At 60.8% G+C, this 21,164-nt stretch carries 21 protein-coding genes and 1 tRNA gene; 13 read left to right on the top strand and 9 right to left on the bottom strand.

Annotated features, from left to right (window positions below; genetic code table 11):
- Positions 1-92 precede the first annotated feature (92 nt).
- Complete coding sequence (locus HUK72_RS00405) at positions 93-1,025, bottom strand: SDR family NAD(P)-dependent oxidoreductase (RefSeq protein WP_176595022.1); 933 nt, start codon at positions 1,023-1,025, stop codon at positions 93-95.
- A gap of 401 nt (positions 1,026-1,426) precedes the next feature.
- Positions 1,427-3,133 (bottom strand): D-lactate dehydrogenase, encoded by a 1,707-nt coding sequence (gene dld, locus HUK72_RS00400; protein ID WP_176595021.1) that lies wholly within the window; start codon positions 3,131-3,133, stop codon positions 1,427-1,429.
- A gap of 230 nt (positions 3,134-3,363) precedes the next feature.
- Between dld and HUK72_RS00395 the strand changes: the two genes are divergently transcribed.
- The 8 genes from HUK72_RS00395 to HUK72_RS00360 all read left to right on the top strand — a co-directional run bounded on the left by HUK72_RS00395 (position 3,364) and on the right by HUK72_RS00360 (position 10,558).
- Complete coding sequence (locus tag HUK72_RS00395; protein WP_176595020.1) at positions 3,364-3,759, top strand: VOC family protein; 396 nt, start codon at positions 3,364-3,366, stop codon at positions 3,757-3,759.
- A 697-nt stretch (positions 3,760-4,456) separates the two neighbouring features.
- Complete coding sequence (locus HUK72_RS00390; RefSeq protein WP_255325572.1) at positions 4,457-4,918, top strand: antibiotic biosynthesis monooxygenase; 462 nt, start codon at positions 4,457-4,459, stop codon at positions 4,916-4,918.
- Positions 4,919-5,028: 110 nt separating this feature from the next.
- On the top strand, positions 5,029-7,434 hold the full coding sequence (locus HUK72_RS00385; protein WP_176595018.1) for a TonB-dependent receptor: 2,406 nt from the start codon (positions 5,029-5,031) through the stop codon (positions 7,432-7,434).
- A gap of 69 nt (positions 7,435-7,503) precedes the next feature.
- Positions 7,504-7,641, top strand: coding sequence for a hypothetical protein (locus tag HUK72_RS00380; protein ID WP_176595017.1), 138 nt, complete (start codon positions 7,504-7,506; stop codon positions 7,639-7,641).
- Between the two features lie 69 nt (positions 7,642-7,710).
- On the top strand, positions 7,711-8,508 hold the full coding sequence (locus tag HUK72_RS00375; protein ID WP_176595016.1) for an SDR family NAD(P)-dependent oxidoreductase: 798 nt from the start codon (positions 7,711-7,713) through the stop codon (positions 8,506-8,508).
- Between the two features lie 55 nt (positions 8,509-8,563).
- Positions 8,564-8,905 (top strand): hypothetical protein, encoded by a 342-nt coding sequence (locus HUK72_RS00370; protein WP_176595015.1) that lies wholly within the window; start codon positions 8,564-8,566, stop codon positions 8,903-8,905.
- A gap of 49 nt (positions 8,906-8,954) precedes the next feature.
- Positions 8,955-9,470, top strand: coding sequence for a nuclear transport factor 2 family protein (locus HUK72_RS00365; protein WP_176595014.1), 516 nt, complete (start codon positions 8,955-8,957; stop codon positions 9,468-9,470).
- A 338-nt stretch (positions 9,471-9,808) separates the two neighbouring features.
- Positions 9,809-10,558, top strand: a complete 750-nt coding sequence (locus HUK72_RS00360; RefSeq protein ID WP_176595013.1) for a spermidine synthase — start codon at positions 9,809-9,811, stop codon at positions 10,556-10,558.
- On the opposite strand, the gene HUK72_RS00355 is transcribed toward HUK72_RS00360, so the two are convergent.
- The 3 genes from HUK72_RS00355 to HUK72_RS00345 are packed head-to-tail and all read right to left on the bottom strand — an operon-like array spanning position 10,541 to position 11,165.
- Positions 10,541-10,708, bottom strand: a complete 168-nt coding sequence (locus HUK72_RS00355; protein WP_176595012.1) for a hypothetical protein — start codon at positions 10,706-10,708, stop codon at positions 10,541-10,543. The genes HUK72_RS00360 and HUK72_RS00355 overlap by 18 nt on opposite strands.
- A 2-nt stretch (positions 10,709-10,710) precedes the next feature.
- On the bottom strand, positions 10,711-10,953 hold the full coding sequence (locus tag HUK72_RS00350) for a hypothetical protein (RefSeq protein WP_176595011.1): 243 nt from the start codon (positions 10,951-10,953) through the stop codon (positions 10,711-10,713).
- Positions 10,950-11,165, bottom strand: coding sequence for a hypothetical protein (locus HUK72_RS00345; RefSeq protein WP_176595010.1), 216 nt, complete (start codon positions 11,163-11,165; stop codon positions 10,950-10,952). Before HUK72_RS00345 ends, HUK72_RS00350 begins: the two co-directional genes overlap by 4 nt.
- Before the next feature lie 399 nt (positions 11,166-11,564).
- Here HUK72_RS00345 and HUK72_RS00340 point away from each other — a divergent pair, with 399 nt between their 5' ends.
- Both HUK72_RS00340 and HUK72_RS00335 read left to right on the top strand, forming a co-directional pair.
- On the top strand, positions 11,565-12,257 hold the full coding sequence (locus tag HUK72_RS00340; RefSeq protein WP_176595009.1) for a CDP-alcohol phosphatidyltransferase family protein: 693 nt from the start codon (positions 11,565-11,567) through the stop codon (positions 12,255-12,257).
- Between the two features lie 52 nt (positions 12,258-12,309).
- Positions 12,310-12,492 (top strand): hypothetical protein, encoded by a 183-nt coding sequence (locus tag HUK72_RS00335; RefSeq protein ID WP_176595008.1) that lies wholly within the window; start codon positions 12,310-12,312, stop codon positions 12,490-12,492.
- Between the two features lie 19 nt (positions 12,493-12,511).
- Here the strand turns inward: HUK72_RS00335 and HUK72_RS00330 are convergent, their stop codons facing one another.
- Both HUK72_RS00330 and HUK72_RS00325 read right to left on the bottom strand, forming a co-directional pair.
- Positions 12,512-12,745 carry a hypothetical protein gene (locus tag HUK72_RS00330; RefSeq protein WP_218035878.1) on the bottom strand — a complete coding sequence of 78 codons (234 nt, stop codon included), beginning with the start codon at positions 12,743-12,745 and terminating at the stop codon, positions 12,512-12,514.
- Positions 12,738-12,944 carry a hypothetical protein gene (locus HUK72_RS00325; RefSeq protein ID WP_176595007.1) on the bottom strand — a complete coding sequence of 69 codons (207 nt, stop codon included), beginning with the start codon at positions 12,942-12,944 and terminating at the stop codon, positions 12,738-12,740. Before HUK72_RS00325 ends, HUK72_RS00330 begins: the two co-directional genes overlap by 8 nt.
- Here HUK72_RS00325 and HUK72_RS00320 point away from each other — a divergent pair.
- The gene (locus HUK72_RS00320; RefSeq protein WP_176595006.1) at positions 12,934-13,164 is read left to right on the top strand and encodes a hypothetical protein; all 231 of its coding nucleotides are present in this window, start codon (positions 12,934-12,936) and stop codon (positions 13,162-13,164) included. The two genes, HUK72_RS00325 and HUK72_RS00320, sit on opposite strands and share 11 nt — an antisense overlap.
- Positions 13,165-13,433: 269 nt before the next feature.
- Here HUK72_RS00320 and HUK72_RS00315 read toward each other — a convergent pair whose 3' ends face one another.
- Both HUK72_RS00315 and HUK72_RS00310 read right to left on the bottom strand, forming a co-directional pair.
- A complete protein-coding gene (locus HUK72_RS00315; protein WP_176595005.1) occupies positions 13,434-13,640 on the bottom strand; it encodes a cold-shock protein in 207 nt (68 codons plus the stop codon).
- Positions 13,641-14,357: 717 nt separating this feature from the next.
- Positions 14,358-14,433 (bottom strand) — tRNA-Thr (locus HUK72_RS00310).
- Between the two features lie 182 nt (positions 14,434-14,615).
- Between HUK72_RS00310 and HUK72_RS00305 the strand changes: the two genes are divergently transcribed.
- Both HUK72_RS00305 and HUK72_RS00300 read left to right on the top strand, forming a co-directional pair.
- Positions 14,616-15,887: a hypothetical protein gene (locus HUK72_RS00305; RefSeq protein WP_176595004.1), complete on the top strand. Its 1,272-nt coding sequence runs from the start codon at positions 14,616-14,618 to the stop codon at positions 15,885-15,887.
- Between the two features lie 428 nt (positions 15,888-16,315).
- Positions 16,316-20,971: an NAD-glutamate dehydrogenase domain-containing protein gene (locus HUK72_RS00300; RefSeq protein ID WP_176595003.1), complete on the top strand. Its 4,656-nt coding sequence runs from the start codon at positions 16,316-16,318 to the stop codon at positions 20,969-20,971.
- Positions 20,972-21,164 lie beyond the last annotated feature (193 nt).

The raw sequence follows: 21,164 nt of genomic DNA, 5'->3' as shown, positions 1-21,164 counted from the left end.
GCTCGGAATGGACCCGGCCAGGCCTTGCTCTTTTCATTATTCGATCTCCTCTCGGTCCCATCGTCACCCGAACCGCCCGCCTTCCGATTTCATCAGGTCGAAAGACCGAGCCGCGTCGCTATGTGACTCATTTCTTCCGATGCGCCCTGCGGGACGATATAATTTTGGGTGTCGACCACCTCGTCGAAATGGTCGGCAACCTCCTCCGGGCTCGGCGCCACGCCCAATTCGGGCGCGATCCAGCCACCGGTCAGACCCAGGAAAACGCGGCCAAACCATCCAGCGCCAGCAGCCAGGATCAAGCCTGTCCGGTCGCACTGCGCGGAACAAAGATAAAGGACCAACGGGCTTACCGCCGCGACGGACTTGTAAGGCGAAAGCGCCGCGTCCGGGCCGGCATGGCTTTTATCCTTCAGGCCCGGAATCGGGTTTGCCGCAGCCGTCATGGAGGAACCCCCCGCCTGAGGATGGATCGCGTTGACCAGAATTCCGTGCTCCCTGCCCTCCGCAGCAAGCGCGCGCGTCATGCCGACGATCCCGGCCTTGGCCGTAGCATATTCGCTGTAGCCCTGCTCCGGGAAGACACCGCCGGCGGACCCGGACATGACGATCCGGCCATAACCTTTTTCCTGCATGATCGCCCAAGCCGACTGGGTCACGCAGAAAGCTCCCTTGAGATGCACCGCAAGAACATCCTCAAAATCTTTGAGGGCCATGTCGGCAAAATCGCCCGCGCGCACATTGCCGGCGTTGTTTATGAGAATATCGACAGTCCCGAAATGCTCCACCGCCGTGGCGACGATAGCCCCTCCACCTTCGCGCGTCGCGACCGTGTCATAGGAAGCAACGGCTTTTCCACCCGCCCGAACGATCTCCTGAACCACCGCATCCGCTGCGGCGCAATCGATGTCGTTGACCACGACCGCGCCACCACGCCGAGCGATGTCGATGCAGTAGCCACGGCCAAGATTGCGCCCGCCCCCAGTGACGATGGCAACCTGCCCGGTGAATTCAAGCTGCGACATGATCACACCGTAAAGCCCACGCACAGTCGACCAGCGCAAACGCCTGCAACATCGGGTCGCAAACTGATTGCGAAGCGGTTCCGACAAGATATTCGACGCAGTCTGAAGCGTCGCTTGGAGCGACAGACTTCAGTCGATGCGGCATTGATCCAGAAAGGGTCACGCTATCCTCCCCCACAAACGGCCATGATGCGTTGACAGCAATGGCCGGTCACACGGGCAAATGGCCGCTACCGCCACTTTGCGATCGTGTATCCATTGTTTTCTAGGCTGACTCTTTAGGGAGCGCTTGCTCCAATCCGGGAATTTGGAGTTGGTCCAGGCGAGCCAGGTGAGATGCACGCCATCCCGCCACACCCTTTCGAACCATAAGGCCGCTCCCTTCAAATTGATGGCCGAACTCAGGGCTGCCAGTTCGCTCCCCGCGCCGTTTGCCCGATCCCCGGATTGAAGCTGTTGCCGGGGTCAAGCGCGCGATAATGGCTCTCCAGCGCGGGCTTGGCCTTGTAGAGATGACCGACATTATGCTCGGCCGGATATTCAGCGCCGCGCCGGTCGAGGATTTCGAGCATCTCATGCTCGAGTGCCACCGGATCGGCACCTTTCGCCACGATATAATCCTGGTGAAACACATGGCAGAAGAAATGGCCGTAATAGAGCGTCTTCACCAAATGCTTCTCTATGGCCGTAGGCAGCACCTCAAACCATTCGCTATCATTGCGGCGCAGCGCGACATCGAGCGCGATGATATCTTCGACTGTCCTGCTGTTGACCGCGCGATAACGGACCGCCGCGCCCGCTACCGCGAAGCGGTGCAGAAAGGCTTTTTCCGCCTCTGCCTTAGTACATTCGAAGAAATCGCCGTCGCCATTTGGGTAGCGCGCCTCCAGATAAGCGCGCGCTTCCGCAATCCCGTCCGCGCCGATCTTCAGGATCAGATGATGTTCGTAACCATCCCGAAAGTCCCACATGCGTCTGGGCAGATGATCGGGAAACAGCCGACCGCTCATCTGAAGGATATGATCGCTCATGCGCCGCGGCAGCAGCGGAAGCTTGCGCGCCCACTCATCGACGCGGGCCTTCAGGGCGAATAGCGAAGGCAGTCGCGCGGTTCCCAGCCGTTCGATCGCGATCACCATGTCCTTGCCATATTTTGCCGCAAGGTCGAAGGCGTCCCGGTGGATATATTCTCCCGCGATGGGCAAAGTCTGGAAATTCTGCAGAATTTCCCGCCTGATCCGACCCAGGTCGTTCGTGCTGTTGGTGCCGATATAGAATGTCGCCGTATCGGCTTCTTTGGGAAAGGTATCGAGCCGCACGGCCATCAACGCCACTTTCCCCGCGCTTCCCGACGCTTCGAAAAGCCGGCTCGGGTCGGCATTGAATCGCGCGGGCGTCGCCTCGCCCACCTTGCGAACATGGGCGGAATAATCATGGTCCGAAGCGCGACGGACCGCATCGTGCAAAATATCCGCATTATCGAACCCGCCGGCCTCGACGCGACGAAGCATCTCTTCAGGATCGCTGCCCAGCCTGATGCCGAGGTGGTTGACCAGTTGCAGCTCGCCCTCTTCGTCGATCCGCGCATAGAGCGCGAGTTCAGTATAGGCAGGCCCTCGCTGGACCAGCGCACCGCCCGAATTGTTGCAGATGCCCCCGAATACCGAAGCGCCGATGCACGAGGATCCGATTACGGAATGCGGCTCGCGACCATGGGGCTTGAGCGCATCCTCCAGCTCATAGAGCGTCGCGCCCGGCATACACACGACCTGGCGTCCTCCAACGATCAGATGAATGCCCTTCATGCGCAGGCTATTGATAAGAACGACGTCGCGATCATAGTCGCCATAGGGGGTCGAGCCGCCCGTCAGGCCGGTATTCGCCGCCTGCATGATGATGATGACGCCGGCCTTCACGCACTCCTTCAGCGTTCGCCATAATTCGACGAGATTGCGCGGCCTCACGACAGCGAGCACGGCACCCTCGCCATAACGATAACCGGTCGTAAAGCGCCGCGTGCAGGACTCGTCCGTAAAGACTTCATGGGCGCCGACGATCGATCGCAATGCATCGACCAGGTCAGCACGAGCAGATTTTGAGTCCGTCATATCGATAAACTATCCTGTCTGCACGATGGTCACGACAAATACGGGTGGGCATCAATGCCTTGCAGCCTTCGCAGCGGCTCCGTTGCCCAAGGGGCGTCTCAGTCCCACTGCTGCGAAAGAGTGTCAATTTGTCCGGTGAGACTTATTGTCCTGGGTCCAGAAGCGATACCGATTGACCCGCAGTCTCCGCGCGGAATAGTCGGTTGCCGACGAAAAAATGGATTAAATCGATGGCAAAATATATTCACACCATGATCCGCGTGCTTGAAGAAGAACGATCGGTCGCCTTTTACAAAGCGGCCCTCGATCTCGACGTGGCGGACCGATTCCCGTTCGACGGTTTCACGCTCATCTACCTACGCAACCAGGAAAATGACGTGGAAATCGAACTCACCGTGAATCACGACCGAACCGAGCCTTACGACCTTGGCGATGGATATGGCCACGTCGCCGTCACGGTCGCAGACCTCGACGCGGCCCATGCGCGGATGGATGAAGCCGGCATCAACCCGCTGCCGATCAAGGAATTCTTCAGAGACGGCTCCTTGATGGCGCGATTTTTCTTTATTCAGGACCCAGATGGCTACAAGATCGAAGTCTTGCAACGCCATGGCCGATATATTTAGATGAATGGATATATCTGGATGGAATCCGAGTAAATTTCAAATGAGTGGCGTGAATTCAATTCGACCCTGCCTGAATGAAAGGGTATGTGAAAGTTCTTCCTAGAATTGAGCACTTATGTCGGCTCGATTCTGATCGCCATGACTATCGTAGCCTTCATGCCGGCATATGGGGTCAGTGCGCAAGTCGCTGGGGATACGCCCGATGCCGGAATTCCTCCGTTCTTCCTTTAGGCCGCCGGCTTGCATCAGGATCATGCTACGGCTTGTGATGCCGTTCATTGCCGGCCAGTTGGCACAGCCACGGATTGGAAGCTTCATCAGACGAAACCGGCGCTGGCCGGACTATGTCGATCGTGGAGCATCACTTAGCAGAGATATTCTGCGACATCATGCTTTCAGCTTCCTCGAAACGACATTGCGTAATCCTGCGACGCCGGGAAGATCCCATGCCCCGCTCCCCGGTTGAGAGTGGCTCCCCCACCCTATGGCAGCGATATGATGCTCCGAGCGGGGGCGCCTCTCTCGATCGCGAGAGAGTAAGCCATAGAATATCCACAGAATTTTCCGTCGTAGAGGTGGACCAAAGAGTAAAAGGGCAAGTGGTGCAATGTCATGTGACAAATCGATGTAACCTTTCAATGTTGGCGCATCAGGGGCGTCGGCTCAAAGGGAGGGCGGAATGCCAGTATATCAAAGTATGCAGCGCGTAAGATTCTCAAGCGAGGATGGCTACAACAAGTTTCAGACCATTTTTGCCAACGTCCGTCACCAATTGATGCAGTTGCCGGGCTTCCTGCATCTGACCTGGTGGGTCCATCCGGATGATCCGCGCTGGTATAATGAGGTCAGTTTCTGGACGAGCTTCGACGCGCTCAAGGACTGGCACATGGACACGTACCACAAGCACGCGAAAGAATGGGCCGTGCGCACTGGTGCGATCATGGAAGACATCATCACCAATTTTGAGTTCAAGAATGCCCGCCTGATCCGGGTATGCCCGGCCTGCGCGCATATTTCAGACACAGTCTATGACGTGAACATGGAACAGGCCGCACTGGCGGAGCCTTGCCCCAAATGCGGCTTCCACTTCCCCGTCATGAAGGAAACTGAAAATAGCACCGCCGTTTTCAAGGACGTCCCGATGCAGGTGAGCGAATAGGCTTGGCAACGGCTTTGAAAATAAAGGCCGAATTGCAGTTTTCGCTATGTTCTAGGCACCTTCTGGCCCACGGAGATAGTCGGGCCTCAAGAATGATGAAGGCTTTTAAAATGAGCAGAAATAAATTTCCCGCGCCGGCTCGCCGCAATAACCTGAAAAATTATTCGGTATCTTCCTGCATCACCTATACGGCGATGTTGCTGTCGAGCGCCACTTGTTCGTCAATCGCTTTCGCGCAGGAAGCAAGCACGGTCGCCAATAACACGGTCGACGCGAATACGACCGGCAGCGGCGATCAGTTGCATGAGATCACGGTGACCGCTCAACGGCGCGCGCAAAGTGCGCAGGACGTGCCGATCTCGGTCGCCGCGTTCGACGGCGCCCAATTGCAGGCCAGCGGCATCACCTCGGCCATTGAACTGGGACATGTCGATCCTTCGGTTAAAACGAACTTCAACCAGGGCATCGCCTTCCCCTTTTTGCGCGGCATCGGCAACATGGCTGCCGGCGTGATCGGCAATGAATCAAGTGTCGCGATCTATGTCGACGATTTCTATTATACTCGTCTATATTCCTCGATTGTCGGTCTGAACGATGTCGAGCATGTCGAAGTCCTGAAGGGACCGCAAGGCACGCTATTTGGCCGGAATGCTTCTGGCGGCGCAATCCAGATATTTACGAAGGACCCCGGCAAGAAGCTGGAGGTCAATGCAGATGTCGGATACGCCAATTATGACACATTAAGCGCCCATGCTTATCTTTCCGCGCCGCTGACCGACACCTTGTCATGGAATGTGGCGGCTGGCTGGAGCAATCAGCGCGATGGCTGGGGGCGCAGCATCGTGAATGGCCAGAAAGAATATCTGGGCAAAAATTGGACCGTGCGCTCCAAACTGCTATGGGAGCCCACGCCGACGACGCGTGTCAAGCTCGTGGGTTTCTATGCACGCCAGCAGGATGATTTCGGCCAAGAGCATGACGTGCTGAAAGGCACAGTCTCCGGTACGACGAATATAGCATCGGTGGTGCCCACCGCCACGGGCTATCCCGATCCGGTGGTGATATATCCCTCGCTTGCGGATTCGGGGGGCTTTTACGACTCGCGCAATATCTACCGCACCGATGCCGACATAGAGACGTACGGCGCATCGCTCAGGATCGATCAGGAAACCGCCTTTGCCGATCTCGTATCGATCAGCGCCTTCAAAAACTCATTTGGGTTCACCTATAATCAGATCAGTTGGGTCTCACCCAGATGGCTCGAAATTGACGTCGGCAACCGCGACAATCAGATCACTCAGGAATTCCAGATCAAGTCCAAGGCAAGTAGCCCGGTCAACTGGATTGTCGGCGCTTTCTACATGCACTATTATGCCGGGTACGATCCGGCCGTGTTCAAAGGCGACCTGACGAACTTCTTCGTGGCGCCGGGTGCGATTCAGAACCAGTACGGCTTCCAGACGGTCGACAGCTATTCGGCCTTCGGCCAGGCGACCGTTCCCCTGAACGACAGCACCAACGTGACCGGGGGCCTTCGCTATACTTACGATCGCCTGAAGGGCAAGGGCTATACCTATATCGACGATCCGGCGGTCGGCACTTATCTGGCCGGTGGCGTCTCTCGCGCCCATCACTCGTTCCAGCGCGTGACCTGGAAGGCAGCCATCGACCATCATTTTACGCCTGATCTTATGGCCTATGCTTCATACAGCCGCGGCTACAAGTCCGGCACCTACAACACCATCCCGCTCAGCGCCGAGCCGGCGGCGCCCGAAATCGTCGATGCTTATGAAATCGGCTTCAAATCGGAGTTCTTCAATCGCCGTGTCCGCCTGAACGGCGCCTTGTTCCTGAGCGACATCAAGGACCCGCAGGTCCAGACCGTCGTCGGCACCCCGCCGAACGCGGCTGCCGGCCTGATCAACGCCGGTTCGGCGCGCTCCAAGGGATTCGAGCTTGAACTGACCGCCATCCCCACTGAAGGGCTTCAACTGCGCGGCAGCGTGACGTACCTCCACGCGAGATATACCGATTTCGTCAACGCGCCGCATTATGAAGGCGGTGTTCCGGGCTCCGGCTCGCCATATCCGATCTTGACCGGGGCGACCGACATCAATGATGTTTCGATCTTCCCGACCACCTTCGACGCGACGGGCTACCGGATGCCGAACGCGCCGACCTGGAGCTTCAGCGTCGGAGCCAATTATGCGCTTGATGCGCAGATCGGCAAATTCGTGGCAGATGTGAGCCTTGCTCATACGAGCAAGTATAATTGGGGCGTTACCTACTCCTACAATGGCATCTGGCAGCGACCGATGGCGCTTGTGAATGCGTCGCTCTCCTTCACTCCTTCGTCTCTCGACAATGTGACGATCAGTTTCTGGGGCAAGAATATCGGCAATAAACAATATTACGCCTTCTCTGAGGGCAATGTTTACGGCTTTGGCGCCAGCGGCTGGCGTGGCGTTGCGGCGGCGCCGCGCACCTATGGCGGAACCATTACCGTGAAATACTGATCCCTATGCCTGGAACGCCGCTTCGGCTGACGTTCCGGGCATTTCCATGAGCGGTGAACAAATCTCTGAATGGCGAAATATCTCTCCGATCGACCGAAGCTTTGCTGTCGACTTGCCGGCATATTGGAGATTCAGAGCGGCAACACCAACGCGCCCGCGATCATGATCGCTGAGAAGGCGGCGGACATGCTCCTGGCAGATAGCTGAGCTATCCTGAAGGCCTGCGATTTTCCTAAGCTATTCTAAAAGTTAAATAAAATCTAGGGATATGACCATATGGATAGTTCCTCTCAAGCAGGTGCTCGCGAATTGGAGGGAAGGGTCGCTTTGGTGACCGGCGGGTCGCAAGGGATCGGTGCGGCTATTGCCAGGAGCCTCGCGCGGGCCGGCGCAAAGGTGATTGTGGGCGACATAGCGGACGGGAGCGCAGTCGCCCACGAAATCGGCGGCGTCGCCCGCTCGCTCGACGTGACCAGCGAGCCGGATTGGCAGGCAGCCATGCAATTTGCCCGCGAAGAGGCGGGCGGACTGGACATACTCGTCAACAATGCCGGAATATTCGGCCTCAAACCGCTTGTCGACACGACGATCGAGGAATGGCGCCGCATGCAGGCGGTGAATGTCGAAGGTGTGTTTCTGGGCTGCAAGCACGCAATCCCCGTCTTGGCCGAGAGGGTCGGAAAGTGGACGGGAGGGGCTTCCATCGTCAATCTTTCCTCGGTGGGTGGTATTGTGGGATCGGCCTACACCAGCAATTATTGCGCGTCGAAAGGAGCGGTGCGTCTCCTGACGAAATGTCTTGCCCTCGAACTCGCAACGCAGAAGATTCGGGTCAATTCGGTCCACCCCGGCCTTACCATGACCGCACTGGCGGACGAAGCGGTAGCCGCCTATTCCCAGGCCATCGGCGTAGAGGAGAGCGAGGGCCTGAAGCAAATCGCCGCGCTCAATCCCATGGGACGCGTAGCGGCGCCGGACAACATCGCGGATGGCGTCGTCTTCCTCTCTTCCGACCGCGCGGCGTTCATGACGGGCAGCGAACTGGTCATCGATGGCGGGATGACCGCGCAATGAGAGGACAGTCCAGGACAAGTTGGTCCTTCAAGGATCAGCCTATCGGGAGCGAAACATGAGCCTTGCCGCAATGCCGTTCGGCGTCATCGCCATATTCCTGATCTCGCTGGGGTCTCAGGTCGTCTCGGTATCGCTTTTGCCGCAGACCAACGGATTTGCCAACGCAAGCTGGACGATCTGCTGCGTGATCCCGTTCCTCATCTCCCTCTGGCTGATTGCCGTCATGATCCGGCAGGGCGTGGCGCTTAACGTCATCATGCCGCTGTTCGCAGCATCGGTTCCACTGGCATCGATCGCGGTGGATTATTTCGTTTACGGCAATGCCCTATCCTTTTCCAAGCTTGCCCTTCTCGTCGGGGCATGCTGCGCCATCGGCGTGGCCGGTTCCATTCAATGATCGGCGCGTCATTGAACCACGCGCCTTTCAAGACAGGAAGGATTTTACGATGAGCGACGATCTGGCCGCCCGGCTCCAACAGTTGGAAGATCGCGAGGCGATCCGCAATCTGATCTCGCGTTACGCGTTCGCCGTCGACGATCACGACTTTAATGTCCTCGCAACCCTATGGGCGCCAAATGCGCGCTACGGTTTCTACGACGAGATCCATGCACAGGGCGCCGAGAAGATCGCGGCCCTGCTCAAAGCCAATATCCAGACTGGCGGCGTGAGCTTCCATACCAACCATGACCATGTGATCGAGTGGACAGACGACAACCTGGATCTTGCCCATGGCATCCTTAGTTGCCATGCAGAAGTGACCGTCGCAAACGAACATCAAGTCAGCGGCATTCGTTATCGGGACACATATGTCCGCCTCGAGGGAAAGTGGCTCTTCGCAGAACGCCTGCTGGGGTTTCTATATTTCTCACCGGCAGAAGATTATGCTGGGCTGCTGCTGCGGGAAGAGCGGCTTCATCTGCCCGGCTTGCCGCCGATGAAGGCGCACTGGCCCCGGTCGTGAGCTTACGGGAACCGAGCAGGCGGCTATTCACCTTTCACGCGGCAGACCCAAACGCTGCGAAAGCCCGGTTTCGACAGCTTCCTATCGAGAGCATTTGGGTAGGAAGCTGTCCTTGCGCCCTTTCACCTTGTCACTGAGGGCCTAAACCATCGCTTCACGTCAGTGCGTCCCCTGTCAAAAACGATCTGCTGCACGGCCTTGCAAAGAAGATGCAGGCCGGGCATTGCACGGCGTCACCGCGCAATGGACGCCACGCTGGTTTACGTCGCGATTGATCCCGAGAATGCGACAGGAACAGCATGAATCGTGACAGCGCTTCGTCAAGGCGGTCTTCCGCCATGCAGATTGATAGCAGCGATGAACGGCAAACCAGGACCGCCGAAACAAGCCGTCTGCCCATAGAAACGGTGGATGTCGCGGATATTCCGGGCGGTGGCCAATTGCATCTGCTCAAATGCGGCAAGGAATTTTCCATCCAGTTCGGCCGCGACGAGTTGATGGGAAGTCAGGACCATGTGTCGGAAATGGCGCTGGCCACCCTGACCGGCGAGCGGCTGGGCAGGAAAGACGGGCATGTCCTGATAGGCGGGCTGGGCATGGGCTTCACCCTGGACGCGGTGCTGGCCTGCTGGGCTGCGGAAGCGCTTGTGACCGTAGCGGAGCTGGTTCCCCAGATCGTCGTCTGGGCCAAGGGGCCGTTGGCGCATCTGTTCAGGGGAAATCTCACCGATCCCCGCGTCAGCCTTCGCCTGCACGATGTCCATGATGTCATCGCGGAGACGCCGGATCGCTTCGACGCCATTCTGCTGGATGTCGATAATGGGCCGGACGGCTTCATCACGCCGTTGAACGACCGGCTATATTCCCATGCCGGTCTGTCGGCGGCCTATGCCGCCCTGAAGCCGGGCGGGCTTCTGTCCGTCTGGTCATCCTATGCGGACGATTGTTTTGCGGGCAGGCTTGAGGCGTCCGGCTTCGACGTCGACGAGATCATCCTGCCGGCCTATATCGGCAGCACGGAGCGCTGGCATAATATCTGGTTCGCGGCCAAGCCGGCCCACTCCATCCCACTATCGGGCGTGGAGTGACGCCTCCTCCTCCCGGCGCAGCACAGCAATGATCTTGGCGTAGGCGCGAGCCTGCTCTTCATGTTTCCTTCTCTCGACCGGGCAGATGGCGAGATCGGCATGGTTCAGCGCAGCCTGTCTGCGGCGATCGAGATAGTCGAACCGCTTCATGACTATTTCCGATGCAGCGAGGGGGACCATTGCCGGGCCATGTGGGATGCGGATCGCTTTACGGCGCCTTCGATCAGCTTGTCCTTCATCAATATGCGAAAGGCGTCGGCATCCTTAGGGTCCAGCATCACGACCCTTGCGCCACCGGAAACCAGCGCTTCCAGAGCGGATATCCGGAATGCGTGCTTGTCGCATGCGGCCTTGATGATGTCCGGCGTGGCCCAAACATTAACGACCCTGCTCATGCCGCGCCGCCTTCCACGTTGAACGGAAAGGGATTGAAGGAAACCAAGCCATCGGCATTCTCGGACCGATAGGGATGCGGGTGATTGCGGATGCGGCTGGCATATCCCTGGGCAAGCCGTTTATGGGCACGGCATGCGGCGGGGCTATGCGCGATCCGGGCGCGCAGCAATTCCTCCTGCTCGCGTTTCAGCAGATAATTCAGGTCTTCCATGGCGATGCTCCTCGGCTGGCAAGCGGGAGCACGATAGTCTCTCTGTCACGGCGAATGCTTGCAGCAAATTTCGCGCAATAATGGCTTAATAGCACGGAAGATCCTTCCCGTCTGTTGGAAAAGCGCGCAGAACCGGGAAAATTCTGTTCGGCTCGCATGAAGGCTGCTACGGAGGGTTATCGGGTCTTTTTTACGCACGATCCGACAGAGAGACTTGAGTGCTCCCGCGCAGAGGGAAGCATGCCGTGCAGGAAGATTATCTCTCTTTTAAGGTAGCGCTGGTCGCATCTGTGATAGTGCTGATTTTTCTTGGCTGGCGCATCTTTGGACGCGGCGGTTGATGCCGGCATATATTGCGCCCCGGATGCGCCGCTTGTTCCAGACCATGATCGAAGGCCTATGACGATCCAGCCCCAATCCCCCCAATCGCTCTCCAGGATTCAACAGAACTGGCTGGCCGCCAATGAACGGCGGCTGCTCAACTGGCTGTGCCACCGGATGCCGCCCTGGATAACGCCGGATCGGCTGACGGCGACGGGCATGGCGGGCGCGGTCATGATCTTCGCCGGATATGTCGCCAGCAACATCGCTTCGGCCTGGCTGCTGCTCGCCATTGCGGGCTATGCGGTGCAATGGTTCGGTGATTCCATGGACGGCAGCCTGGCGCGATACCGGCGCATCGAGCGCCCTTCCTACGGATATTTCATCGATCATAGCTGCGACGGGCTGGCGACGCTGCTCATCCTTGCCGGGATCGGCCTCAGCCCATTCGTCACGATGGATGTCGCCATGATCGCGCTCGCGGGCTATCTGCTGCTGTCGATCCACGCCTTTCTGTCGGCGCGGGTGCTGGGCGAATTGAAGCTTTCCTATCTTTCCGCCGGACCAACGGAGCTCCGGCTGATGCTCATCGGCCTGACCGTCATGATGATGGCGCTGGGGACGGCGCCCGGACTATTCGGGCGCTGGTCGGGCTTCGACATATTCGTGGGGACCGTCGGTTCGATCCTGATCTTCCTTTTCATCGGCCAGACGCTGGTCACGGGGAGAAGGCTTGCTCTTGCGGAAGCGGAACGCCGCATCCTGAAGTGAGGGGCAAGAGCATCCCTTGGGGCCTTGCGGCCGCCATTTGCCGGAGACCGTCATGACCAGCCGCCTTGCCAGTTTCGCGATCGAAGCCGAGGCGGAACGCTATCGGCTGAGGCTGACCCTGGAGGATGGCGCGACTATCGACATCGGCATATCCTTCGACCAGCTTGATGAGTTGGGCGAAGCGATAGACCGGCGCCTCGACGCTGATCAGGATTTGCCGCCTTCTGCATTTTGAAGCCGGCTGCAAGAGGAAGTCAGCCGTCCGTCCGATTTTCCAGCCGCTGCTCCGCGGCGCGCAGGCCTTCGACGCTTTCTATGGCCAGGTCGAGCGGTCTTCCGCCCAGTTTCTCGTCATTGCCGTTGAGAAAGGCGATGGCGTCCTGCGCGCCCAGCCGGGCGATGGCGAGTTGGGAAATTCGGCCTTGCCGCGCCGCCTGTTCCGAAGAAAGGCGGGGACCGTTGAAATGTCTGCCTGATTGTCTAGCCAAAGGGCCGCTCCCGATGGACCACCTTGTCGGCGGCCTGTTGTTTTCTATCCGCCTCGCCCTTCAGAACCCGGTCGGCCATCGCCTGCCACGCCGCCTTGGCGCGCAAGCAACGGTCCCGCACATTGGCCAGATCGGTCTCGCCTGCCTCGCGATCGCATTGAGCGACCCGCGCAAGATAGAAATCGCTGGTGACGGACATGGACAGTCTCCCGGATGAAGTCTGGCTGCAGCGTTCAGCCGAGCATTTCGGCCACGATGCGGCGCAAATCCGGGGCCGACAATATGCCTGCGGGCGCGGGCTTATGGTCCGGCCGATGCATCCTGCGAAAAGAGGAAGGCCGATTGGAAAGGCCGGAGATATTCGGAAATTTGAAATTCATGATGATCCTGATGAACGCCTGTGGGCGCACAATGATTAAGAGTGGCGCGCATATCCGCGGCGCCTGTGCCAGCCGCGACAGGGGCGGCTGGATGTGCGCGGACGATTTTCTGCGGTCCGGCGCACGGAAATCGCCGGACCGGAATCCGGCTCGACGGCAAGAGGCGCGCGATGGCCTCCTCAAGTCTTGGACATTCCCCGCGCTCTCCTCAGCTATGAGGACAGGCAAACGGGGAATGCCGACCCGGCATCGACAAAGATCGTGCCGGGAAAGATTGGTCCAGAGCGGAAAATCCGCCTCTCGACCTGTCAGGCGCTTGCGAGATTGATGGCGGACTGCTTGCCACGACGGTCGGTCTCGACCTCATAGCTCAGCCGCTGATCCTTCTGCAGCGTCGCCATGCCCGCGCGTTCGACGGCGGAGATATGCACGAAGCTGTCGTTGCCGCCGTCTTCGGGCGCAATGAAGCCATAGCCTTTGTCGGCGTTGAAGAATTTGACGGTGCCGATGGGCATGGGATGTTTCCTTTCACGAAAACAGAATACCCGCCCGCAAAAGCACGAGCGGAGCTGATAGCGCGAGAAGGGAAGGAGCACCCAATGGGGCAAATTCCGTCGCAGGCGACGTTTAGCATGTCCCATATGGCAGGCGACGGGGCAAAAGTCAATCTGCCTCCCTGTGATGCTTGCTAAATCCTCTAATTCTCGGCCCAAGGATGGGCGGGATTGCCGCGGGGAAATAGGAATCTCTGCCGTCCCGATCAATGAATGGCGTAGAAATAGATATTATGAATTTTATTGCCGCTCTCGCTATTATGTCAGCTTATCCAACGCTTCGTTAGGCGCACGAACCTTCTCTGCCAAAAGATCAAAATCACCTTCCAGTTTTTCTTTCGCAACAAGCAAAAGATGGGCGAGATGATCCAATTTTATGAGTGAGCCAGCCTCTATTGACCCCGTATGCGCTCGGCGGTGCGTCACGGGACATCAAAGGCTTCCCGAAAATCCCCTCGCATGGGTCGCTGGCGCTGCAAGATTGAACCTAATCATCGGCCGTGCGGAAGCACCGCCTCCCATCTTCAAGCGCCGGGCGGCCGGCCAACATATACGCGAACATCACCCGATAAATTTCAAGATAGGGTTCAGCGCAAGCGCTTCCTATTGGGGAACCCACGACGGACCCGTCTCAAAGCACTTTCAGTAGGGAAAATCCGGCCGATAAGGCCAAGATACTGGTGCCGCTTACGTGACTCGAACACGTGACCCTCGCATTACGAATGCGATGCTCTACCGACTGAGCTAAAGCGGCGTTGGGGCGGGCAGATAACAGCGCTTTGGCTGGAGGACAAGCGGGCAAATGCGATTCATCCGCGCCATCCGCCATCAAACCGCATCGGACCATCATTTCGCCCCGCCTTTACACCATGTTTACCATCCCGTGGCACTGTCGAGTCTCGAGGAAAAGCTTTTACCTGGGCTAAGGACCGATTGATGGACACTCTGCGGGGGCATGAAATCCCGGATGACGAGGATGATTTCGGTCCTGCCGACGACGCGGCGATCGAAACGCCGCCCCTCGTCGGTTCCGACGAACGCCGGATGCAGGTGCGCGCCTATAATTATTGGGCGTCGCTGCTGGGCGAGCGCAGCCTGCCCTCAATCGAAGACCTCGCGCCGGAGGATCTGGAGGATTTCGGTCCTTACAGCGTCCTGCTCGACTTCAGCACAGGGCTGGAAAATCCCGCGATCGTCTATCTTGGCACCGCGCTGCGCGAGGAGTGCGAGATTGAAGGGCCGATCCAATATATCAACGACGTGCCCACGCGATCGCTGCTGTCGCGGCTGACCGACCATTATCTCCAGATCATCGCCAATGCCGCGCCCATCGGCTTCGAGGCGGGCTTCGTCAACCAGCGCGGCGCGGAAATCCTCTATCGCGGCATATTGATGCCCTTCTCTTCCGACGATGAGACGATCGATTTCGTCTTCGGTGTCATCAACTGGAAGGAAGCGGCCAGCCAGGCCGTCACCGCGGAAATCGACCGGGAGGTGGAGGCTGCCCTGCTTTCCACCCCCGCCGCGCCGCCGGTCGCGCCGATCTGGGCCGATGGCCCGGCCGCCGAGGATTTCGACACGCTCGACCTCAGCGGCATGGAAAGCCCCGACGAAGATGCTCCGCTGGCCGACTGGCTCGCCCTCGCCCGCGACAGCGCGGAGCAGGCCCGCACCAGCGAAGCGCGCAGCCATGCCGCGCTCTACCGCGCCATCGGCCTCAGCTACGACTTCGCCCTCGTCACCATCGCCCGGCCGGAGGAATATGCCGAGCTGCTGGACAATAGCGGGCTGAAGGTTCAGGCGCGCGCGCCAATGACCGCCGTGGTGAAGCTGGTCTTCGGCTCCAGCTACGACAAGACGCGCATCACCGAATATGCGACCGCGCTGGACCATGCCCGCGCCAACGGCATCGCCTTGGGCAGCTTTGGCGACTATCTCGCTCAATATGAAGGCGGCCTCAAGGCCCTGGTCCGCGACGAGCGCGCCCAACGCCGTGGCGACGGCCCGGCCAAGCCGGATCGCCAGCAGACCGCCCGCGCCGCCATGAAGGCTGCCGCCGCGATCGATCCCTTCACCGTCGCGACCGACGGCGATGGGCTGGCGGTCGTCATCGCCCGGCGCGAGAAGGACGGGTCGCTCGCCATCGTCGGCGCCCTGCCGGAAGGATCGGACCTCAGCCAACGGGCGATCGTCGCCGCGGCGAATTAGGAGTTGAGGCGCCACATGCTCCTGCGCAGGCACTCGAACCAGACAGGGAGCTCGTGAGAGCCCAGTCCCACCGGTCGAACTGGGCTCCTGCCTGCGCAGCAGCACGTGGCGATTTAATCGGAGCACATCCTTAATCGCGACCTTATCGCGGCTCGGACCCCTTTTATCGGCAGAAACCGCCGCGTCGGATTGACAGAACGGGATCATGGTCCGATTCCCTGGCTTATCCTTCGGGGCGTTCGTCCCCCATGTTGCGCTGCATCATATTATTTCAATATCGAGTAACTTTATTTCTTGTCTTGGGTTGAGCCTCACGACGCAGTGGCGCATAGTGGACGGCATCGGTTTGAGAAGTCGCGTGGCGGTTCTCCGGCGTCTTCTCCGTTCACAAGAAGCGGGAACCAATCCCGCGGGCAAGAGGCAAGCGCATGACGGCATTGGCTGAATCGAGGCAGGTTGACCACAGCATCCGGGACGCCCTGGAAATGGCGCTGGCGCGCGGCGCGCTCCCCGGCGAAAGCGAGGGCTTCGATCACGACGCCGTGCTGGACGCGGCCGGCTTCATCGCCCGCACCGCCGCCACCCGCCGCCCCGGCCTTGTGGCCATCGCCATGGAGACACTGGGCGAAGGGGCGACCGGCCGCTTCATGCGGATCGCCATCGTCAATGACGACATGCCCTTTCTGGTCGATTCCATCGCCAACGCTCTGGCTGCCGCCGACATCATCATCCACCGTTTGCTGCATCCCGTCCTGTCGGTGGAGCGGGACGGCAACGGCCATTTAAAGGCGATATTGGAGGATGACACCCCCGGCGCCCGCCGGGAATCGATGATCTATATCGAGGCGGACCGGGCCGACGCCAAGGCCCGCCGCGCGCTAGAGAAGGCGTTGGAAGAGACGCTGGCCGATGTCCGCGCCGCCGTCACCGACTGGCCGAAAATGCGCGAGGCGATGGCCGCCGACGCCGATGCCGTGCCCGATGAGGAAGGCGCGGCGCTGCTCCGCTGGTTCCTCGCCCGCCATTTCACCCAGATCGGCCATGAACGGCGCGGCCGCGACGGCAAGGCGGATCTGCGTATCGGCGTCTGCGGCCTGCGCGACCAGCCGCTGCTGGCGCCCGCCACGATCGAAGCCGCCTTCACCTGGTTCGAGGAAGGCAAGCGCACGCCCCTCATCATCAAGTCCAACCGCCTTTCCCGCGTTCATCGCCCGGTGCTGCTCGACCTGATCATCGTGCCGGTGCGGGAAGGGAAGCAGGTCACCGCCCTTTCCATCCACGCGGGCATGTGGACCAGCGCGGGGCTGGCGACGACGCCGGACAAGGTGCCGCTGCTGCGCTCCGCCCTGTCGGCGCTGATGGACAAGTTCAATTTCGATCCGCACGGCCATGCGGGCAAGGTGCTAGCCCATGCGCTGACCGCTTTGCCGCATGACATCCTCATCGGCTTCGACCGCGAGACGCTGGAACGGCTGGTGCTGACCTTCATGTCGTTGACCGACCGGCCGCGCCCGAAGCTGGTGCTGGGCACCAGCGCGCTCGCCCGCCATCTCTACGCCTTCGCCTGGCTGCCGCGCGAGGAGCTGACCACTGCGCGGCGCGTGGCGGTGCAGGACATGTTGAGCCAGGCCTGCAACGGCCCGGTGCTGAGTTGGTCGATCGCGTTGGAGGAAAGCGGCCTCGCCCTGCTGCGCATCACGCTCGACCTGCGCGACGGCGGGGTGGAGCCGGACGAACAACCGCTCGACCGCCAATTGAAGCAGATGGTGCGGGGCTGGCTGCCCGCCGTGGAGGAAGCGCTGGCCGACAGCGAGGAGGCGGGCCGCGCCGCGACGCTCGCGCAACGCTATGCGCCCGGCTTTCCGATGGGCTATCGCAACGGCGCCGGCCCGGCGGAGGCGGCGATCGACATCCGCCTGCTCCATGGTCTGTCCGGACCCGGCGACAAATCGATCCGCATCTACCGCAATGCGGAGGATACGTCTCAGCGGCTGCGGCTAAAGCTCTACAGCCATGACGCCATCGCCCTGTCCGAAGTCGTCCCTGCCTTCGAGAATTTCGGTTTCCGCGTGATCGACGAGATGATGACGGCGGTGGAGGGCGGCGCGCTCGGCCATGTCCAGCGTTTCGTGCTGGAGCTGCCCGCGGGCGGCGATGCCGACGCCGTGATCGCCCGCGCCGACATCGTCACCGAAGCCATCGCCCAGGTGACCGAGGGCGTGGCGGAGAATGACCGGTTCAACGAGCTGATCGTCACGGCGGGCCTCGACCAGCGGTCGGTCGTGCTGCTGCGCGCCTTGTTCCGCTATCTGCGCCAGACCGGCATGGCCTATGGCATGGCGACCTTTGCCGAGACGCTGCGGCGCGAACAGGGCATCGCCCGGCAGCTCATCGAACTGTTCGAGGCGCTGCACGATCCGCAGGCCAAGGATGGCGCCGCCCGCGCCCAGGCAGCGCAGACCGCCATTGACGAGGGGTTGGAACAGGTCATCGCGATCGACGAGGATCGCGTGCTGCGCCTGCTGCGCGCCGTCATCACCGCGACGCTGCGCACCAATTTCTACGCCCCGGCGGCGCAGGAGGCACTGGCCTTCAAGCTCGACAGCGCGCAGATTCCGGGCCTGCCCGCGCCGCTGCCGTGGCGCGAAATCTGGGTCTACAGCCCCCGCGTCGAGGGCATCCACCTGCGCGCCGGGCCAGTCGCCCGCGGCGGCCTGCGCTGGTCCGACCGGCGCGACGATTTCCGCACCGAAATATTGGGTCTCATGAAGGCGCAGCGGGTGAAGAACGCCGTCATCGTGCCAACGGGGGCCAAGGGCGGCTTCTATCCCAAGCAGCTCCCCAGCCCGCAGGCCGACCGCGACGCCTGGTTCGCGGAGGGTACGGAAAGCTACCGCATCTTCATCCGTTCGCTGCTGTCGGTCACCGACAATATCGTCAAGGGCAAGGTCAGGCACCCCGCGCAGATCGTCATCCATGATGGCGACGATCCCTATTTCGTCGTTGCCGCCGACAAGGGCACGGCGACCTTCTCCGATGTGGCCAACGCCATCGCATTGGAGCGGGATTTCTGGCTGGGCGACGCCTTCGCCAGCGGCGGCTCCAACGGCTATGACCATAAGGCGATGGGCATCACCGCCAAAGGCGCGTGGATCAGCGTGAAGCGCCATTTCGCGGAAATGGGCATCGATGTGCAGAGCGAGCCAGTGCGCGTCGTCGGCTGCGGCGACATGTCGGGCGACGTGTTCGGCAACGGCATGCTGCTCAGCAAGGCGATCAAGCTGGTCGCCGCCTTCGACCACCGCCATATCTTCCTCGATCCCGATCCCGATCCGGCCAGGTCGTGGGAGGAACGCAACCGCCTGTTCCAGCTCCCCCGCTCCAGCTGGGAGGATTATGACAAGAAGCTGATCTCCAAGGGCGGCGGCGTCTTTTCGCGCAGTCTGAAAAGCATATCGCTGACCCCGGAAGTGCAGGCCATATTGGGCGTCACCGACACGGAGATGGAGCCGACCGCGCTCATCGCCGCGATCCTGAAAAGCCCCAACGACCTGCTCTGGTTCGGCGGCATCGGCACCTATGTGAAGGCCGCCGCGCAGAGCCATGGCGACGTCGCTGACCCGGCCAACGACCGCCTGCGCGTCAATGCCGAGCAGTTGCGCGTCAAGGTGGTGGGCGAAGGTGCGAACCTGGGCACCACTCAGGCCGCTCGCATCGCCTTCTCCCTGCGCGGCGGGCGGATCAACACCGACTTCATCGACAATAGCGCGGGCGTCGACTGCTCCGACAATGAGGTCAACATCAAGATCGCGCTGAACAAGGAAATGGCGGAAGGCCGTCTGCCCTTCGACGACCGCAACAAGCTGCTGGTCAGCATGACCGACGCGGTGGCCGACATCGTGCTGGAGGACAACCGGCTTCAGGCGCTGGGCCTCTCCATTGCGGAGGCGGGCGGCGCGGCGGACCTTGCCAGCTATGTGCGGCTGATCGAAACCTTCGAGGAGTCGGGCAGGCTGGATCGCCAGGTAGAGGGCCTTGCCGCCAACGACCAGTTGCTGCGGCGCGGCCAGGATGGACTTGGCCTCACCCGTCCCGAACTGGCGGTGCTGCTGTCGACCGCCAAGCTGGCCTTGCAGGATGCGATCGAGCATGGCGACCTGGCCACCGACGCCAGCATGGGCGGCGAACTCGCGCATGCCTTCCCGCCCGCGATGCAGAAGAAGGAAGCCGACGCCATCGCGGCCCATGCGCTGAAGAAGGAAATCATCGCCACCAAGGTCGCGAACCGCATCGTCAACCGCCTCGGCCTCATCCACCCGTTCGAACTGGCGGAGGAGGAGGGCTGTTCGCTGGCCGACCTCGCCAGCGCCTTCCTGATCGCGGAGCGGCTGTACGACATCCGGCAGCTATGGGACGACATCGACGCGGCGGACATGTCCGAAGCCGCCCGCCTCGCGCTGTTCGGGGACATCGCCAATGGCATGCGCGCGCAGATCGCGGACGTCCTCCGCAGCCTGCCCCCCGGCACGCTGCCGGAGGCGGGCCATGCCGCTCTGGCCAAGGGCGTGGGCAAGCTGGCGAAGCAGGTGGACGATCTGCTCACCAGCGAAGCGCTGCGCCGCGTCACGGCAGCGACGGATCGCCTGCTGTCGCTCGGCGCGCCGCAGGATCTCGCCCGCCGCACCGCCGGCCTGTTCAAGCTGGACGGCGCGGTCGGCATCGCCGCGCTGGCCGGGCGGCTGTCGGTGGATGAGGTCGCCCTGACCCGCGCCTTCACCCATCTGGGCGAGGCGGTGGGCATCGACTGGGTGCAGTCCACCGCCGCCCGCATGGCGCCCTCCGACCCATGGGAGCGGCTGCTGATCTCCGGCGTGGCGCGCGACATGCAGCAGGTGCGGCTCGACTTCCTCGCCCTGGGCAAAGGCAAGGATATCAGCCATCATGTCGAGGAATGGCTGAAGGAAAAGGGCGCCCGCATCCAGCAATTCCGCGCCCTGGTCCACCGCGCCAAGGCCGCCGCCATCCCCAATGTCGCAATGCTGGCGGAGATTGCGGGGCAAGCGCGGGGGTTGCTGGGGCGGTAGACCTCCGCTCCCCCCAACTACGCCGTCATCCCCGCGAAAGCGGGGATCCATCTCCCATTAGCAGCCCCAAGGGGCATGGTCAGGAGATGGGTTCCCGCCTTCGCGGGAACGACGACTTAGAGCATCGTGCGCAAAAGTGGGAATCGGTTTTGCGCTTAAAACGATGCGACAACAAAAGCTTAGAGCGCGCGGC

The sequence above is a fragment of the Sphingobium sp. 15-1 genome, assembly GCF_013375535.1.
GTDB lineage: Bacteria > Pseudomonadota > Alphaproteobacteria > Sphingomonadales > Sphingomonadaceae > Sphingobium > Sphingobium aromaticivastans.
Note: the sequence above shows the minus strand (reverse complement) of the source record. Positions and strands in the feature narration are given on the sequence as shown.

Bases quoted from the DNA above. Each gene is read 5' to 3' on its own strand.
- HUK72_RS00325 (WP_176595007.1), bottom strand. From the start codon at position 12,944: ATGTCCGTCACCAGCGATTTCTATCTTGCGCGGGTCGCTCAATGCGAT.
- HUK72_RS00300 (WP_176595003.1), top strand. From the start codon at position 16,316: ATGACGGCATTGGCTGAATCGAGGCAGGTTGACCACAGCATCCGGGAC.
- HUK72_RS00395 (WP_176595020.1), top strand. From the start codon at position 3,364: ATGGCAAAATATATTCACACCATGATCCGCGTGCTTGAAGAAGAACGA.
- HUK72_RS00370 (WP_176595015.1), top strand. From the start codon at position 8,564: ATGAGCCTTGCCGCAATGCCGTTCGGCGTCATCGCCATATTCCTGATC.
- HUK72_RS00335 (WP_176595008.1), top strand. From the start codon at position 12,310: ATGACCAGCCGCCTTGCCAGTTTCGCGATCGAAGCCGAGGCGGAACGC.
- HUK72_RS00355 (WP_176595012.1), bottom strand. From the start codon at position 10,708: ATGAAGCGGTTCGACTATCTCGATCGCCGCAGACAGGCTGCGCTGAAC.
- HUK72_RS00385 (WP_176595018.1), top strand. From the start codon at position 5,029: ATGAGCAGAAATAAATTTCCCGCGCCGGCTCGCCGCAATAACCTGAAA.
- HUK72_RS00340 (WP_176595009.1), top strand. From the start codon at position 11,565: ATGACGATCCAGCCCCAATCCCCCCAATCGCTCTCCAGGATTCAACAG.
- HUK72_RS00315 (WP_176595005.1), bottom strand. From the start codon at position 13,640: ATGCCCATCGGCACCGTCAAATTCTTCAACGCCGACAAAGGCTATGGC.
- HUK72_RS00345 (WP_176595010.1), bottom strand. From the start codon at position 11,165: ATGGAAGACCTGAATTATCTGCTGAAACGCGAGCAGGAGGAATTGCTG.
- HUK72_RS00360 (WP_176595013.1), top strand. From the start codon at position 9,809: ATGCAGATTGATAGCAGCGATGAACGGCAAACCAGGACCGCCGAAACA.
- HUK72_RS00380 (WP_176595017.1), top strand. From the start codon at position 7,504: ATGGCGAAATATCTCTCCGATCGACCGAAGCTTTGCTGTCGACTTGCC.
- HUK72_RS00350 (WP_176595011.1), bottom strand. From the start codon at position 10,953: ATGAGCAGGGTCGTTAATGTTTGGGCCACGCCGGACATCATCAAGGCC.
- HUK72_RS00365 (WP_176595014.1), top strand. From the start codon at position 8,955: ATGAGCGACGATCTGGCCGCCCGGCTCCAACAGTTGGAAGATCGCGAG.
- HUK72_RS00305 (WP_176595004.1), top strand. From the start codon at position 14,616: ATGGACACTCTGCGGGGGCATGAAATCCCGGATGACGAGGATGATTTC.
- dld (WP_176595021.1), bottom strand. From the start codon at position 3,133: ATGACGGACTCAAAATCTGCTCGTGCTGACCTGGTCGATGCATTGCGA.
- HUK72_RS00405 (WP_176595022.1), bottom strand. From the start codon at position 1,025: ATGTCGCAGCTTGAATTCACCGGGCAGGTTGCCATCGTCACTGGGGGC.
- HUK72_RS00375 (WP_176595016.1), top strand. From the start codon at position 7,711: ATGGATAGTTCCTCTCAAGCAGGTGCTCGCGAATTGGAGGGAAGGGTC.
- HUK72_RS00390 (WP_255325572.1), top strand. From the start codon at position 4,457: ATGCAGCGCGTAAGATTCTCAAGCGAGGATGGCTACAACAAGTTTCAG.